This is a genomic window from Acetobacteroides hydrogenigenes (assembly GCF_004340205.1).
GTDB lineage: Bacteria > Bacteroidota > Bacteroidia > Bacteroidales > ZOR0009 > Acetobacteroides > Acetobacteroides hydrogenigenes.
Map to the genome: position 1 here is coordinate 92,430 of NZ_SLWB01000014.1, position 16,604 is coordinate 109,033.

General features: G+C 50.0%; 14 protein-coding genes, 1 rRNA gene and 2 riboswitches. Of the genes, 14 read left to right on the plus strand and 1 reads right to left on the minus strand.

Annotated elements, in window-relative coordinates:
• Positions 1-46: 46 nt before the first annotated feature.
• Positions 47-227, plus strand: a riboswitch (cobalamin riboswitch).
• Positions 228-344: 117 nt separating this feature from the next.
• From CLV25_RS12905 to cobC, 14 genes are all read left to right on the plus strand, one after another.
• Entirely contained in the window at positions 345-1,832 is a 1,488-nt protein-coding gene (locus tag CLV25_RS12905) for a cobyric acid synthase (protein WP_131840075.1), read from the plus strand.
• A gap of 125 nt (positions 1,833-1,957) precedes the next feature.
• The gene (locus CLV25_RS12910; protein WP_131840076.1) at positions 1,958-2,977 is read left to right on the plus strand and encodes an aminotransferase class I/II-fold pyridoxal phosphate-dependent enzyme; all 1,020 of its coding nucleotides are present in this window, start codon (positions 1,958-1,960) and stop codon (positions 2,975-2,977) included.
• Positions 2,965-3,900 (plus strand): adenosylcobinamide-phosphate synthase CbiB, encoded by a 936-nt coding sequence (cbiB, locus tag CLV25_RS12915; protein ID WP_131840077.1) that lies wholly within the window; start codon positions 2,965-2,967, stop codon positions 3,898-3,900. Before CLV25_RS12910 ends, cbiB begins: the two co-directional genes overlap by 13 nt.
• The gene (locus tag CLV25_RS12920) at positions 3,897-4,454 is read left to right on the plus strand and encodes an AAA family ATPase (protein ID WP_131840078.1); all 558 of its coding nucleotides are present in this window, start codon (positions 3,897-3,899) and stop codon (positions 4,452-4,454) included. The genes cbiB and CLV25_RS12920 overlap by 4 nt, the downstream gene beginning before the upstream one ends.
• Positions 4,455-4,753: 299 nt before the next feature.
• Positions 4,754-5,884, plus strand: coding sequence for an ABC transporter substrate-binding protein (locus CLV25_RS12925; RefSeq protein WP_131840079.1), 1,131 nt, complete (start codon positions 4,754-4,756; stop codon positions 5,882-5,884).
• On the plus strand, positions 5,884-6,924 hold the full coding sequence (locus tag CLV25_RS12930) for an iron ABC transporter permease (protein ID WP_131840080.1): 1,041 nt from the start codon (positions 5,884-5,886) through the stop codon (positions 6,922-6,924). The genes CLV25_RS12925 and CLV25_RS12930 overlap by 1 nt, the downstream gene beginning before the upstream one ends.
• A gap of 10 nt (positions 6,925-6,934) precedes the next feature.
• On the plus strand, positions 6,935-7,939 hold the full coding sequence (locus tag CLV25_RS12935; RefSeq protein ID WP_131840081.1) for an ABC transporter ATP-binding protein: 1,005 nt from the start codon (positions 6,935-6,937) through the stop codon (positions 7,937-7,939).
• Positions 7,940-8,115: riboswitch (cobalamin riboswitch) on the plus strand. It abuts the gene before it with no gap.
• Between the two features lie 49 nt (positions 8,116-8,164).
• On the plus strand, positions 8,165-10,390 hold the full coding sequence (locus tag CLV25_RS12940; protein ID WP_131840082.1) for a TonB-dependent receptor plug domain-containing protein: 2,226 nt from the start codon (positions 8,165-8,167) through the stop codon (positions 10,388-10,390).
• Between the two features lie 166 nt (positions 10,391-10,556).
• On the plus strand, positions 10,557-11,069 hold the full coding sequence (locus CLV25_RS12945; protein WP_131840083.1) for a bifunctional adenosylcobinamide kinase/adenosylcobinamide-phosphate guanylyltransferase: 513 nt from the start codon (positions 10,557-10,559) through the stop codon (positions 11,067-11,069).
• A 299-nt stretch (positions 11,070-11,368) separates the two neighbouring features.
• The gene (locus tag CLV25_RS12950; protein WP_131840084.1) at positions 11,369-11,938 is read left to right on the plus strand and encodes a cob(I)yrinic acid a,c-diamide adenosyltransferase; all 570 of its coding nucleotides are present in this window, start codon (positions 11,369-11,371) and stop codon (positions 11,936-11,938) included.
• Positions 11,939-12,318: 380 nt separating this feature from the next.
• Positions 12,319-13,359, plus strand: coding sequence for a nicotinate-nucleotide--dimethylbenzimidazole phosphoribosyltransferase (gene cobT / locus CLV25_RS12955; protein WP_131840085.1), 1,041 nt, complete (start codon positions 12,319-12,321; stop codon positions 13,357-13,359).
• 125 nt (positions 13,360-13,484) lie between these two features.
• The gene (locus CLV25_RS12960; protein WP_131840086.1) at positions 13,485-14,816 is read left to right on the plus strand and encodes a cobyrinate a,c-diamide synthase; all 1,332 of its coding nucleotides are present in this window, start codon (positions 13,485-13,487) and stop codon (positions 14,814-14,816) included.
• Between the two features lie 221 nt (positions 14,817-15,037).
• Complete coding sequence (locus CLV25_RS12965) at positions 15,038-15,799, plus strand: adenosylcobinamide-GDP ribazoletransferase (protein WP_131840087.1); 762 nt, start codon at positions 15,038-15,040, stop codon at positions 15,797-15,799.
• Between the two features lie 91 nt (positions 15,800-15,890).
• Positions 15,891-16,427 carry an alpha-ribazole phosphatase gene (cobC, locus tag CLV25_RS12970; RefSeq protein WP_131840088.1) on the plus strand — a complete coding sequence of 179 codons (537 nt, stop codon included), beginning with the start codon at positions 15,891-15,893 and terminating at the stop codon, positions 16,425-16,427.
• Positions 16,428-16,521: 94 nt separating this feature from the next.
• Here cobC and rrf read toward each other — a convergent pair.
• Positions 16,522-16,604 (minus strand): 5S ribosomal RNA (gene rrf / locus CLV25_RS16220); the annotation flags it as partial.

Below are 16,604 nucleotides of genomic sequence, written 5' to 3' on the forward strand. Positions count from 1 at the left end.
CCCATTTTGCAAAGAACTGCTGGTTTTCAAAAAAAATATCCCCATCTTTGTCACCGATATTTGGTATCCTGCCTCGGTAGGATAAGAGGGAATCCGATGAAACTTCGGAGCTGTACCCGCAGCTGTAAATTCCGCAAAACGTTTTGATGAAGAGCCACTGGCCGCTGTGCTGGGAAGGTTTCAAAACGGGAATGAGCCAGAAGACCTGCCAATGTCATCCAAGTTAAGACGCTCCGGGAATAGAGCGGGTCGATACAGATTCTTAAGATTCTCTTTAAGCTCTGGATAAATCGCATCCTACCCTATTTGCAGAGCAATCACCGCAAAGTGAACCCTAAAAGAGAATGAGTAAGCACTCCCTTCGTCCGATAATGTTTGCAGGCACCGGCAGCGATGTTGGTAAAAGCGTTGTGGCCGCAGCGTTCTGCCGCATTTTTCTGCAGGATGGCTATCAACCTGCTCCGTTTAAGGCGCAGAACATGGCCCTAAACTCGTACGCTACACCCGAGGGACTGGAGATTGGTCGCGCACAGGCCGTTCAGGCCGAGGCCGCCGGCATCCCCTGCTGCACCGATATGAACCCTATCCTGCTTAAGCCAACAACCGACCGCATGTGCCAGGTGGTGCTCAACGGCAGGGTTGCGGGTAACAAGAGCGCTGCCGACTACTTCAATGGTACCGACCGTGAGAGGCTTCGTGCCGAGGTTCACGCGGCATTCGACCGCCTACACGCACAGTTTAATCCTATTGTAATAGAGGGTGCCGGAAGCATTGCCGAGGTAAACCTTCGCTCGCGTGATCTGGTTAACATGCCGATGGCTCAGCATGCCAACGCTACCGTTGTTCTGGTTGCCGATATCGACCGTGGCGGTGTGATAGCATCAGTTTACGGTACGATGATGCTGCTAACCGAGGAGGAGCGCAGGCTGGTAAAGGGCATCATCATAAATAAGTTTAGGGGCGATATATCGCTATTTACCGATGGCGTTAAGATTATCGAGGACCTTTGTAAGGTACCGGTGCTGGGCGTTATACCCTACTTTAAGGATATCCATATCGAGGCGGAAGATTCGGTGATGCTCGACCTAAAGAACCGCACCGCCGTAGACGGTAAGGTGAATGTTGTGGTGGTGCTGCTGCGCCACATGTCCAACTTCACCGATTTCGACGTGCTGGAGCGCGATGAGCGCGTGCACCTCTTCTACTCCAACAATGTAGATGAAATTTCTAAGGCGGATATCATCATCATCCCTGGAACAAAATCGACCCTTGCCGACCTGTACGAGCTACGTAAGAATGGCGCTGCGGCGGCCATCGTTAAAGCATATAGGGATGGTAAAACAGTGATTGGCATCTGCGGTGGATACCAGATGCTGGGCATGGAGCTGTGCGATCCGCAGCATGTGGAGGGTACGATTGATGCCCTACCTGGATTGGGATTGCTACCCGTACGAACCACCATGCAGGGCGAAAAGGTTACCCGTCAGGTACAGTTTAGTTTCCTAGATAGCCCTGCAATCTGCGAGGGATACGAAATACATATGGGCGAAACGGAGCTGCTCTCGGGCAACGCCTCAACGCTAAACACGCTTACCAGCGGCAATGCCGATGGCGTGCATGTTGATAGCCGTTGCTTCGGAACGTACATCCACGGTATTCTGGATAATGCAGTGGTGATAGACCATCTGCTTGCCCCTTTTAAATCGCAGCTCGAAACACGAACCTTCGACTACAAGGAGTTTAAGGAGGAGCAGTACAACCTGCTTGCCAACCATGTGCGCAGATATGTAGATGTGGAGAAGGTTTATGAGATGTTAGAAATTAGACGTTAGATAATAGATGTTAGACATTAGATTGAGGATGCTAGACTATGAGATACGGTTCGAGCTTAAGGCTGGCGTAAGCAAATCTAAAATCTAATGTCTAAAGTCTAACATCTGTTTAAAACAACAAGATTATGCTTTTTGGTCATGGAGACGATATCGCTACTTGTGAAGTTCCTATTGTAGGGAACTTCAGCTCCAACGTATGGTACGATGGTTACGTTGCCGACTTGCAGAACGTGGTATCTGAGGCATTAACCGATATCACCAGCTATCCCGAGCCCGATGCGCGCAGCTTGCGTATGCTTCTGGCCGAGGTTAACGGTGTAGCCCTTCCCAACGTGCTGGTGAGCAACGGAGCAATTGAGGCTATCTACCTGATAGCACAGGCATGGCGCAAGAGCCGTTCGTTGGTAGTGGTACCCACATTCAGCGAGTACGAGGATGCCTGCCGGATTCACGAGCACGAGCTGCTATTCCTAAATGAGGATGATTTTGTTGGGGTCATTCCCGATGTCGCCGACATGGTGTGGATTTGCAATCCGAACAATCCAACAGGCAGAGTATGGACTCGCAACCAGCTGCTGCAGCTTCTAGAAGCTAATCCCGATAAGCTATTTGTGATAGACCAATCGTACGCCACATTTTGCACCGAAGAGCTACTGCATGCTACCGATGTGCTCGATTATAGTAACCTGATAATTATTGGGTCGCTTACCAAGTGCTACGCCATTCCTGGTATCCGAGTGGGCTACGTGGTGTCTGCCGCCGATAATGTGGCGCAGTTGCTTCAGGTTCGCATACCGTGGTCGGTTAACACCATTGCGGTAGCCGTTGCCAAGCATTTTATTGTAAATGGCGATAAGTACCCGCTGCCCTTAGTGCGTTGGCTTACCCAAAAGGAGCAGCTATGCGAGCAGCTCGCTGCTATTGATTTTGTAGAGGTTCTACCCTCGGAAACCCCATTCTTCCTGCTGAGGCTAAAGAGGGGTAATGCAGCCCAGCTAAAGCAGTATCTTATAAAGGAGTATGGGTTGCTCATACGCAACGCCTCCAATTTCCGTGGGCTAAACGCCTCATATGTGCGCATCTCTCCTCAGGATGATGCCATCAACCAAAAACTTGTAAATGCGCTGAAGCAATGGAAACCGTAAACACTGCTATAGCAGGGCTCATTCTGGGGTATCTCCTCGATTTGCTGCTTGGCGATCCTGCTTGGCTTCCGCATCCTATCGTACTATTTGGGAAGATGGTTCATCATTGTGAGAAGCTGTTGCGACGTGGAAGCGTTCTTATCGCAAAGGGTGCTCTTGGTGCTTTCGCTTTGGTAGGCATAACCTTTGTCCTATTCTTTGGATTGATGCATTGGGTAAAGCAGCTTCCACTTGTCGTGGGGATTGGCATTACAGCCCTCTTTGTCTTCTACGGATTGGCGAATCGTACGCTTATTTGGGAGGTGCGCAACGTATTTAAGTCATTAGAGAAAGATATTGATAGCGGCAGGAATGCCGTAGGACGCATTGTAGGGCGCGATACTTCCGCGCTAACTGATGCGCAAATACGCAAGGCAGCTCTCGAAACGCTCTCCGAAAACCTGAGCGATGGGGTGGTTGCGCCACTCTTCTACTATGCGCTGCTTGGCATTCCGGGGATGATGGCCTACAAGATGGTTAACACGCTCGACTCCATGTGGGGCTACAAAAACGAGCGATTCCTCCTCTTCGGTCGTGCGGCTGCCCGCTTAGACGATGTTGCCAACTTTATTCCATCACGCCTTACCGCATTGCTTATGGCAACAGTATCGTTTAGCTGGCGCTCGTTTGATTTCATTGTAAGATTCGGATCAAAGCATACTAGTCCAAACTCAGGTTATCCCGAGGCTGCTTTGGCAGGCATTCTAAATTGCCAATTTGGTGGCGGTAGCTACTACGGAGGCGTATTCCATAGCAAGCCTACCATTGGCGAATACAGTAGGACGTTTACAATGGAAGATATGCAGGTGGCAACTCGTGTGAACCATTTGGTAACGCTGGTTGCAGTGCTAATAATATCGTTAACCCTAACGCTGCTGCCATGAACGGACATTTTGTGATAAGCGGAGGTCCGGGCACAGGCAAATCGACGCTGATAGCAGCGCTACGCGAGGCAGGTATGCCCTGCTTCGACGAGGTGTCGCGCCAGATAATTGTGGAAGCCAACAAAAACGGCACCGACCTGCTGCCATGGAGCAACCTGGAGGCTTTTGCCGCCGAGTGTCACCGTCGTATGAAAGCCCTACTACTCGAAAAGGAGGTGAAGGGGCTCTGCTTTTACGACAGGGGCATTCCAGACATCATTGCCTACCTGCGCAATGGTGGTAAACCTGTTCCTGAATACCTATTTAGCGATGGTAAACGCTACGCCAAGCAGGTTTTGGTGGCTCCTCCATGGCAGGAGATATTTGTGAACGATAGCGAGCGACCTCAATCCTTCGAGGAGTGCCAAAGACTACACAACCTGCTGCTGGAAGCATATACCGAATTGGGCTATCGGGTAGTGATGCTGCCAAAGGTTTCGGTGGAGCAGCGGGTGGCATTTGTAATTAGCACCATGCGCGAGTTCAGTGTACAGGAGGAAATGTGCTGCATATAGAAAAAGAAAACCGGAAGTGGAGCAAAGCGAAATGTTGCTGCTTTTATGCTCCCACAGCCAGTAGGAAGGAAAGTGAAGCTGCATTTTAGCACCCACGGTCAGTGGGAAGGAAAGTGAAGCTGCATTTTGGCTCCCACGGCCAGTGGGAAGGAAAGCGAAGCTGCATTTTGGCTCCCACGGCCAGTGGGAAGGAAAGCGAAGCTGCATTTTGGCTCCCACGGCCAGTAGAGGAGGTAATTCTTCAAAACGAAGGCCCCTAGGCGGGGGTAAGTTGAGAAACAAATAAAAAAGATCATACAATGAATAGAAATCTAATCGCATTCATTCTTTTGGCTGTAAGCCTCATTGGAGTTTCCTGCAACAAGGGTGGCAGCAAAAGAGCTGGAATGAAGGATGGAAAGAAAGTTGAATTGCAGGATGCAAAAGGCTTTACCATAACCGAATTCGACGGCTACAAGGTAGTAGAAGTGGTGAATCCTTGGAAGGATTCGGTGCTGCTGCACCGCTATATTCTGGTAAGTAGAGAAGCTTCCATTCCCGACAATCTGCCCGAAGGCGATGTGGTTCGTGTTCCTGTTTCAAAAATATCGTGCCTCTACTCGGTTTTTGTCGGCTCGCTCGAACTCCTCGGCCAGGTATCGACCATCACAAGCGTTGCCGAAGAGCGTTACATCGAGAATCAAATGGTAAAGCAAGGAATTGCTAGCGGCAAAATTAAGCTGCTTGGCGAGGCTTCGGCAGTAAACGTCGAGGGGCTTATCGACTCCAACCCCGATATTGTTCTGGTTTCACCATTCAAGGATATGGGATACGGGAAGATGGATAAGGCCGGTATTCCGATTGTTGAGGTGGCCTCGTATATGGAGAACAGTCCGCTGGCACGCGCCGAGTGGATTAAGTTCTTTGCTCTTTTTTACGGAAAGGAGAAGCAGGCCGATTCGATCTATTCTGCCCTCTGCGATAGATACGGTAAGGTTCGCGAAATCGCAAAGGGGGCAAAGGTTAAGCCCTCCATATTTGCCGATAAGAAATTTGGTCAGGTGTGGAATATGCCTAGCGGCAATAGCTACATGTCCAGCTTTTTTAGGGATGCAGGTGCCAGCTATTTATGGGACGATGTGAAGCAAAGCGGGGTAATTCCGCTCTCCTTCGAAGCCGTTTATCAGAAAGCAGAAAATGCCGACTACTGGCTGGTAAAGTACAACAAACCTCAGGATATGACCTACGACGATCTTGGAAAAGAGTACGATGGATACAAGATGTTCAAGGCGTACAAGACCCGTAAGGTTATCCACTGCAATACCAACCGAATTTCGTACTACGAAAAGGGCGTGATGGAGCCAGATGTGATTCTTGCCGACTTGGTAAAGATTCTTCATCCGGAGCTGCTTCCCAATCATAAGCAGGTATACTTTCAGCTGATGAAGTAATGAGAAGACCTGCTGTAAATACAACGATTGTAGCGGTATGCGCGGTTCTAATTGCCGTTCTCTTTTTGGCAAACCTTGCCTACGGCTCAATCCATATACCAATTGATGCTGTAACCCGAATCCTTCTTGGTGGCGATGGAGAACGCACATCGTGGACCAACATTGTGCTGGTTACGCGCCTACCACAGGCAATAACAGCGCTGTTTGCCGGAGCTGCGCTCGCTGTTAGCGGGCTGATGCTGCAAACTATGTTTCAGAACCCGCTTGCCGGACCATCACTGTTGGGTATTAGCGCAGGTGCTAACCTTGGTGTGGCTATCGTTATGCTTTTTTTGGGTGGAACCATGGGGCAGTACGGATCGCTGGGCATTGGCGGACACCTTTTGGTGGTAGTTTCTGCTTTTGTTGGCGCATCTGCCATTCTTGGTTTGGTATTGGTGCTGTCGAATTACATAAAAAGCAACTTGGTGCTGCTCATAGCGGGCATCATGATTGGATATATCGCCTCATCGGCCATATCGATACTAAATTTTTACGCCTCGCACGAAAATGTGCATGCCTTTGTGATGTGGGGTATGGGCGATTTCTCCAGTATATCGCTAAAGCAGATACCATTCTTCGTTACTGCGGTGAGTGTTGGACTGCTTATCGCGCTTTTACTCATCAAATCGCTGAATGCGCTGCTGCTGGGACAACGGTACGCCGAAAATTTGGGAGTTGCACTGCAAAAAACTCGCTTGCTGATTCTTCTTAGTGCCGGATTGCTGATTGCGGTAACCACCGCATTCTGCGGACCAGTTGCTTTCCTAGGACTTGCGGTTCCCCACATTGCTCGGATGCTGCTCGGATCGGTAGATCATCGTTCGCTGCTGCCGTTTACGCTGATTTTAGGAGCGCTATTGGCTCTTCTGTGTAATCTGCTAACCACGCTGCCGGGCTCAGGATCTATTCTGCCACTAAACGCTATAACGCCGATGCTAGGAGGACCTGTTATGCTTTACGTAATCCTTAACAGGAGCAAAAGTCAAGGTTTAAACTAAAAAGATTGCCATGAGAAACCTGCTAAAGACAACCGATCTTAATATTGGCTACCAGCTACGTGGCGAACAAAAGGTGGTGCACCAAAAGATGAACCTTAGCTTAGCCAAAGGCGAGCTGACATCGCTGCTAGGTGTAAATGGGGTTGGCAAATCAACGCTCCTAAGGACGTTGGCTGGCTTTCAACCCAAGTTATCGGGCGATATATTGCTTGATGGAAGATCTATCGACAGTTTTTCGCAGCGCGAGCGGGCTAAGCTGGTAAGCGTGGTGCTTACCGATCAGGTGGTGGTGGGCGATCTGTTCGTCTACGAAGTGATAGCCCTTGGCCGTCATCCCTATCTGGGCTTCTTTGGGCGACTAACCTCGGAAGACCATAAGGTTATCGAAGAGGTTGTTCATAGCGTAGGTATCGGCGAGCTAACCCACCGTCGCATCAGCTCGCTGAGCGATGGCGAGCGACAAAAGGTGATGATTGCAAAGGCGCTTGCACAGCAAACGCCAATAATCATTCTGGATGAGCCAACGGCTTTCCTTGATCTTCCCAGCCGTATCGAGATAACCATGCTGCTGCGCAAGCTCACCGATAAAATGGATAAGGCGATACTTCTTTCGACGCACGACTTGGATTTAGCGCTCGATCTTTCCGATAAGATTTGGCTAATGGGTAAGGAGCGTGAAGTAGCATGTGGCGCTCCCGAGGACTTGGTGCTATCGGGTGCATTCAACTCCTACTTCGAGCGCGACAGCATCATCTTCGACCGAAGCATCGGACGCTTCCGTTTAAATGAGAAGCACGAGAAACTAATATCTCTTGATGCCGATGCAGGAAGCCACTTCTGGATCGAAAAGGCGTTGCATCGTAATGGGATTGCCGTTGCAAATAAGAATGTAAAAGCAGAAAACCATCTTCGGGTGGTTAGAGATGCCACGAAACCGTACAAGTTGGTCTCGGTTGGCTGTAAAGAAATGGAATTTGAAACAATAAACGAGCTACTAGTAGAGCTGAAAAATTGATATACTCCTTACCGCAAGGTGAAAGGGACGCCTTTAAAAGGGAATCAGGTGCAAATCCTGAGCAGACCCGCTACTGTAACCGTCAGCAACATCCTGATAAGTGGTCACTGCCTAATGGTGGGAAGGCACAGCGATGCGACGGAAGCCAGGAAACCTGCCTTGTTGGTGCAAACGATGATGCCCTCGTGGGAGTAGGGCTATTGTTTAATTTATTATAACCATTAAATGAAAAAGGTTTTAGTTGCGGCATTGCTTGTTGCCGGATTAATTCGAACAGCAGGTGCTGCAAGTGCCTACGAATCTGACAGCATAAAGATGAACCTCAAGGTAGATGAGGTGGTAGTTGTTGGACAGCGGATGGCAGTAAAGAAGGAGAACGTCTCTCAACGTATCGAGATGATTCATTTAGCTCTTATCGAAAGGGCTCCACAAAAAGATTTGACCTCTATTCTTAAGGAAAATGCGGGGCTCGATGTGGTGCAGTATCCCGGCATTCTTTCGGGGGTGAGCATCCGTGGCTTTCGCCCCGAAAATGGGAAGTTGAACTCCAAAACGCTAATACTAATAAACGGTCGCCCTGCAGGAAGTGCCAACTTAAGCATGATAGATCTATCGAACGTCGAAAGGATTGAAGTGCTCAAAGGTCCTGCATCGGCGCTTTACGGTCCAACGGCAATGGGTGGCGTTGTAAACATCATCACCAAAAATAGCAAGGGGGCTATTGGTGGAACAGCATCCTTCAGCTACGGATCGTGCGATAAGGTAAACTCGTCGGTGTCGGTGGGTGGTTCTATCGCACCTAAGCTCGATTTTGATGCCGGATTCTCCATCTCGAATAACCCCAAAGATTACAAGATGGGCAAGGGGAACATCTTTAGAGGATGGCTCGGCGGCGGCGAGGTTACCAACTTCTACAAGAAGACTGGAGCAGAGACTACCGATCCCGATAAGCGTGGCGATGGAGACACCCGTCCGTTTACTAAGTACACCAAAACCAACATGGATCTACGCTTGGGCTACGATATCTGTCGCGATTGGAAGCTGAATGCCTACGTAAACCGCTCTATTGCCAACGATGTGGAGTCGCCCGGCGACATAGCGTATGGAACAACTCCTACCCGCAAGGATTTGAACTATACTTCCGGCGATATCTCGCTAACCGGATCAATTGGTCGTAACGTAACCGCAATGGTAAAAGGATACTATGGCAGGGATGTTTCGGATGATGAGGTGATTTATGAGAAGAAGGCGTTTGTTACTCCTTACCTATCGATATCGAGGGAACTGGAGTGGAGCGGAGTGCAGGCGCAAAGCGTTGTTCGCATTAATCAGCATCATATTACCATTGGCGTTGATTATGCCCACTCGCAATCGCTAAGCGAGCGCTACAACAACCTTGGGGAGCGAATCAAGCCATACAATCAGGACTTCGCACTAAGAAATTTTGGTCTTTACGTTCAGGGTAATCTCGAATTCTTTAAGGGCAAGCTGTTGGCCAGCCTTGGAGGTCGTTACGACTTCAACAAGTACGACCTAAAGCAAACCGAGAAAATGACCAATCCTGCCAATAAGGAGAATAACGCCATCTTTAGCCCTAGCTTAGGCATAACCTACAAGGTACTACCGGGGCTATCCATCAAGGCCAATGCCGGGAGCGGCTTCTCCTATGCCGATGTTTACCAGCTGGCCGGCTACTCAGAGGTGTTCGACACCAAAAATAAGACGGTAGCCATCACCGTAGGAAATAAGAATTTGAAGAACCTTGAATCGAAATCGTTTGATCTTGGAGTATCATACAATAAGAATGGCTGGAGCACTGAGCTTGGCTACTTTAGAACAGAGTCGAAGAATAACGGCGTACAGGTATTTGTGGATGTAACCGCCGATAACCTGAACAACCTTGAGGTGAAGTACACCACCAAAGATGGCAAGTTCATCTATGCCGATGGAAGCGAGATCAAGGGACTGAACACTTTCCAGAATGCCAGCACCGGTACAATTGATGGTCTTGAGGCTAGCGTTGCCTATAACTTTGGCTATCTTGCAGCAAATCGATTCGATTTAACCTCGTACATCAAGTTCACCTCCATCCTAAACGCTAACGAGGAGCTCGATGAGTACGGCTTAGGTAAGATGAGTCACCGCATGCTTAATGTAGCCGACAATAATATCGTCTATGGAACCGATTACAAGAGCAACAAGCTATCAGCAGGCTTCAAGGGACGCTACGTTGGCTACCGCTACGACCGTAACTGGAGCTTCTACGATCAGTACGTAGAGGTGCGTTACCCTCAAATGATGACCTTGGATCTATATTTAGGTTACGATGTAACCAAAAAGATAAGTCTGATGGGCTATGTAAGCAACGTAACCGACGAGAACTACTACGAGAAGCGTGGGTATAACCTTCCTGGAAGAATGTTCTCGATGAAGGCTACTATAAACTTCTAATGAAACAATTCTACACCGATGGAATCACGACACACGACACATGTATCACGAAAGACGACAGAATATACGGGTATTGGATGTCAAATATAATTGGCGTAAGCCTCGTGATACTTGATACGTGCGTCGTGATACCATATATGAGTTGCTAACTTTTAATACTTACTGGATGGCATCTAAAATTATTCTCATTACCGGTGGACAGCGCTCAGGAAAGAGCAGCTACGCTCAGCGATTGGCTCTCGAGTTGGCTGAAAATCCCGTTTACTTGGCCACCTCGCGCATCTGGGACGATGATTTTCGTCTTCGTGTGGAACGCCATCAGGCAGATCGTGGTCCGATGTGGACCAACATCGAAGAGGAGAAACTCCTCAGCCGCCACGACCTCGCTAACCGTGTGGTGGTGGTAGATTGCGTGACTCTTTGGGCTACCAACTTCTTTTTCGATAACGATTCGGATATCGAGAAGTCGCTGGAGGAACTTAAGGCGGAGCTTGCGCAGCTCGTAGAGCAACCTGCCACCTTCATTTTTATCTCCAACGAGATTGGGATGGGCGGTCATGCCGAGAATGCCATCCAACGAAGGTTTACCGACCTGCAGGGCTGGCTAAACCAGCACATCGCATCAACGGCCGATGAGGTGGTGCTGATGGTGTCGGGAATTCCGGTAAAGGTGAAATAGTGAGAAGGGAGTAGTGAGAAGTGAATATAATACCCCTGACAGGGTTTGAAACCCTGTCAGGGGTATACAGAAGGAAGGCTTTTGATAGCAAACATTTCTTGTTTATAACAACGTTTACTCGGCGCGATTCCCCTCCTTCTTAAGGAGGGGTGCCCGTAGGGCGGGGTGGTTTTGTATCCAAAATCGACAACCACCCCCGGCTACGCCGACCCCTCCTTGTAAAGGAGGGTAATCGCGCTGATTTAGCATGTAGTGATTATTGGAGACATTCTCCCGTGATACTAAAATAAAAGTAAGCAATGGCAATTTACACCCGTGGCGGCGATAAGGGCCGCACATCGCTGGCAGGCGGCATTCGCGTTCCGAAGAATCACTGCCGCATAGAGGCCAACGGCGCCATCGACGAGGCCAACTCGTTCATTGGCCTTTTGCGCACAAAGCTGGGCGACGAGCATCCCTGGCAGGAGCGGCTGTACACCGTACAAATGGGGCTGATGCACACCATGTCGCATATAGCTACCGTACCCGAGTCGCCAAGGCCATCGAATGCTCCAAAGGTGGAAGATGGCGCCCCCTTTTGCGAGAAGTGGATGGAAGAGATGACCCAGGAAATGGGAGAAAGCACGGAGTTCATCCTTCCCGGGCAGACCGAGGTGAGCGCCTTATGTCATATTGTACGCGCCACCATCCGAAGGGCCGAACGTGAACTCTGTCCTGTAGTAGAGGAGGGAGGCGTAGAGCCTTGGATAGCCGCCTACATCAATCGCCTGTCCGATCTGTTCTTCACCCTTGCCCGCTATGATGGCTTTAAGGCCAACCTGCCCGAGGAGAAGGTGAGGCCGTTTAGGTTTAGAAGAGAAGGTAGATGAAGTTATTTCAGAAGGTAGATGAAGTTAAAGGAAGAAATACAAGCCCTGAAAGGGTGTAATCGTAAAGCCTAGCCTGTAAGGGCTAGGTGAAAATGGGCGAAGTGAAAGAAGATATTTGGGATGGTCGGTTACCATATTTTCAGAATCGGTTACAAGTATTTAGTGCCCAGTTACCGTAACCGACGGGTAAAACATGGTAACCAATGGCAAAAAACCTGTAACCGGCGGGTAAAACCTTGTAACCGACGCCCAAAACTTGGTAACTGACGGGTAAACCTTTGCAACCGGGCACAAAAAAGGTGTAACCGACGGGGTAAACCTTGTAACCGACCGCTCGTAATACGTGATACGCACATCGTGACACTAAAATAGAGAAGACAATGAAGACATTTTCCATCAAACGACCCGATAGGGCCATTGCAGCCCAGCTGCAGGATAAGATCGACGACCTCACCAAGCCAAAGGGATCGCTTGGGCTGCTCGAGGAGACTGCGCTACGCATTGGCGTCATCCAACAAACCCTTACCCCAACCCTTAGCAAGCCCTACAACCTCGTGTTTGCAGGCGATCACGGCATTGCCGACGAAGGCGTAAGCGCAACGGTTAAGGAGGTAACCCGCCAGATGGTGTACAACTTCATCGGTGGCGGCGCGGGCGTTAGCGTCTTTGCCCGTCAGCATAATATTGGGCTAAAGGTTATCGATTCGGGCGTAGACCACGACTTTGAGGGGCATCCAGAATTGGTTCATAAGAAGATTGCCTTCGGAACCCGCAATTTCCTATACGAACCAGCCATGACCCACGAGGAGCTGCATCTTGCCCTAGAGCGCGGTGCCGAGGTGGTGGACGATATTCACCGCGAGGGATCGAACGTGGTTAGCTTTGGTGAGATGGGTATTGGCAACACCTCCTGCTCTTCGATGCTGATGACGATGCTGCACAACGTTCCTCTCGAAAAAACGGTAGGCGCAGGTAGCGGTCTTGATAACAAAGGCGTTCAACATAAGCTCGATATACTTAGCCGCGCCAAGGCCAGCTACAAGGGCGACAGATCGGCCTTCGACATCATCGCACACTTTAGCGGATACGAGATGGCCATGATTACTGGAGGTATGCTTCGTGCTGCCGAACTAGGTATGGTAATTTTGGTGGATGGCTTCAACATCACCGCTTCGCTGATGGCCGCCGCAGCCCTTCATCCCGAGGTGCTCGACTACTGCATCTACTCGCACAAGAGCAACGAGGGGGCGCATAAGCTGATGCTCGATATTCTTGGAGGAACGCCACTGCTGCAGCTCGAGCTTAGGTTGGGCGAAGGAACCGGAGCGCTAGTTGCCTACCCTATCCTAGAGTCAGCCATCTGCATGATCAACAACATGAGTTCATTTAGCGCGGCTAAGGTTACCCGTAGCTTTAACTAGTACCTTTAACACAGAGACACTGAGAGCACAGAGATTTTATTTTTTTTTACAGATTTATCCTGTGGCCTCTGTATCTCTGCGTCTCTGTGTTGAATAAAATCGTCTCTGTGTTTAATAAATAGAAGATGAATAAATCCCAGTTCCTCATTACCGCTCCCCACAGCGGTTCGGGCAAAACGCTGGTAACGCTGGCGCTGCTTCGCCATTTGAAAGGTCGTGGGTTAAAGGTTCAACCCTTTAAGTGTGGTCCCGACTACCTCGACACCAAGCTGCACGAGGTGGCCGCCGGATGTAGCTGCTACAATCTCGATCTCTTCATGGCTGATGCCGATGGCGTGCGGAAGCGCTATGCCCATCAGGCTTTTCAGGCTGATGTCTCCGTAGTTGAGGGAGTAATGGGGATGTTCGACGGGTACGACCGCCACCTAGGAAGCAGCGCCGAAGTGGCCAAGACGCTCAACATCCCCGTGGTGCTGGTGGTAAACGCTAAGGCCATGGCGCACTCAGTGGCTCCACTGCTAAAGGGATTCGCCACCTACGATTCCGATGTTCAAGTGGCTGGCGTTATCTTCAACTTTGTGGGCAGCACCTCGCACTACCAGATGCTAAAGATGGCTGCCGAGGAGGTGGGCGTAGAACCTCTTGGTTGGATTGCCAAGAACGATGAGCTGCGGTTGGAGTCGCGCCATCTAGGACTACAAACCGAAGATTCGGAGATGGTGGATGAGGTCTGTAACAAGGCTGCTAGCTCCATCTTTACAAACGTAAACATCGACCGGTTGCTGGAGGTTACAGCATCGTCTAAACCTACTTTTGTTGAGCAGCCGGCACCTTCATCAACTAAAATAAGAATTGCTGTAGCTCGGGATGCAGCGTTTAACTTTATCTACCCGGCTAACATAGAGGCGCTGGAGCAGCAGGGAACCATCACCTACTTCTCTCCTATTAGCGACAGCCACCTTCCCGAGGCCGATTTCGTTTACCTTCCCGGGGGATATCCCGAGTTCCACGCCGAGCAGCTGTCGGCCAACCATGCAATGTTGGAATCTATCAGAAATTACTGCAGCAGCGGTGGCGCCATGCTCGCCGAATGTGGAGGGATGATCTACCTCGGTAGCCACCTTACCCTTAAGGATGGCACCAGCTACCCGATGGTTGGCTTCTTCGATTTTGGCACTACCTTTAGGGATGCCAAATGCACGCTGGGCTACCGTAAGGCGATGCTTGGAAGCGTTGAGGTTCGCGGTCACGAGTTCCACTACAGCCGCTCGGAGGGCGAGCTACCCGCTTCGGTTGCCGAGGTGCTAAGCGCCACCTGCAATCCCTGCAGCACGGGCATCTACCTAAAGAATCGAACGCTGGCCTCCTACTTCCACTTCTTCTGGGGCGATGGAGGGCATTCGATGGTAGAGATCATAAATAGGATATCTATGATTGAAAGTTTAGGGAAACGATGAACTGAGCGTACTCCCCTCCTTTTTAAGGAGGGATCGGCGAAGCCGGGGGTGGTTATAGTTGAAAAATAGAAAGAGTATTGTTGAAAGGAAAAAACAAAACCTCCCCGCCCTTCGGGCACCTCCCGCCTTAGCGAGAGCAATCGCGCCGATTATACCTTTTGCTAAGAACATTAAAGATGGATTAATTCTTAGCATGAGCTTACGATAAAATAGTAAAGAACATGAAACCGATCCTACAAAACCTCATCGCCGCCATCAACTTCTTCACCCGCTTACCAATGTATAGGCTGATGATGCCGCCCAAGGAGTGCTACTCGCGGGTGCTGCCCTACGCGGTAATTGCGGGATGGGTTGTTGGACTATTCGGGGCGGCCTGCTGGATAGCTTTCGCTAAGGCGCTTCCTTTCCACTTCGCAATTATTCTAACCATGGCAGTGATGGTACTCTTCACCGGAGCGCTTCACGAGGATGGCTTTGCCGATTTTGCAGATGGCTTTGGCGGTGGCCTTAACAAGGAGCGTATCCTTGCCATCATGAAGGATTCGCACATCGGAACCTACGGTGTTATTAGCCTGATACTGCTCTTTATCGTTCGGTTTGGTGCTCTTACGAGTATTTCTTCGGACAAAGTTGCAGCACTGCTAATCTCAGGAGCTGTTGTAGGACGATTTATTGGGGTGCTACTACCGAATTTCTTGCCCTACGCCCGTACCATCAAGGCCAGCAAGATTCAGGTGGGGCTCACACCAATGACAACTCTTCAGATCGTTCTTTCGCTAGCCGTTGCAACTTCTACAGGCTACCTCTTCTTTGGATGGATGGGGCTGTTTGCCCTTGCGCTAGCGGCTTGCATCTTGCCAGTTGGCGTAATCTACATGAAGCGCAAAATAGGTGGCTACACTGGCGACTGCTGCGGCATGATGATCACCACCGCCGAGATTGCCTGGTACGTTGCGGTGGTTATATTAGATGCAAGATTTTAGATAAAAGACACAAGATATGCGTATCACGACACACGTATTTTGCAGAACATAATCTTGATACTTGCGTCTTGATACTTGATACTAAACAACCATGCTCCACCTCTACCTCGTTCGCCACACTTCGGTTGCCGCACCTGCCGGCACCTGCTACGGTCAAACCGATGTTGCCCTTGCCGATACCTTCGCCCAAGAGGCCGAGGCGGTAAACGATATGCTACAGGGTATCTCCTTTGATGCTGTTTACTCCAGTCCTTTGAGCCGCTGCACCAGGCTGGCCGAGTACTGCGGCTTTGCCGATTGCACCACAGACGCTCGCCTGATGGAGATGCACTTCGGCGATTGGGAGAATAGGCAATGGGACGATATTGCCGATCCGCACCTTCAGCGCTGGTTCGATGCCTGGGCCACCGAGCGGGCCACCAACGGCGAGTCGTTTGTAGATGTCTGCCATCGCGCATCCGACTTTATGGAATCGTTGAGCTGGGATGGCAAGGAGGTTCGGATGCTCCTCTTTATCCATGCCGGATTTATCCGTGCCCTATGGGTCGAGCTGGGGCATTACACCCCCGAGGAGGCATTTGCAAAACAGGTAAACTATGGAGCGTTGGAAATTATAACAATAAAATAAAAAAAGAAATATAGGTATACAATTTTGTCTTAACACAACATGATTAAACAAGGCATAAAAAAAGCCCCCGATCTAATGATCGGGGGCTCTATAGGTTTGGCGGCCACCTACTCTCCCGCTTGGTGTAGCAGTACCATCGGCGCTGGCGGGCTTAACGGCCCTGTTCGGAATGGGAAG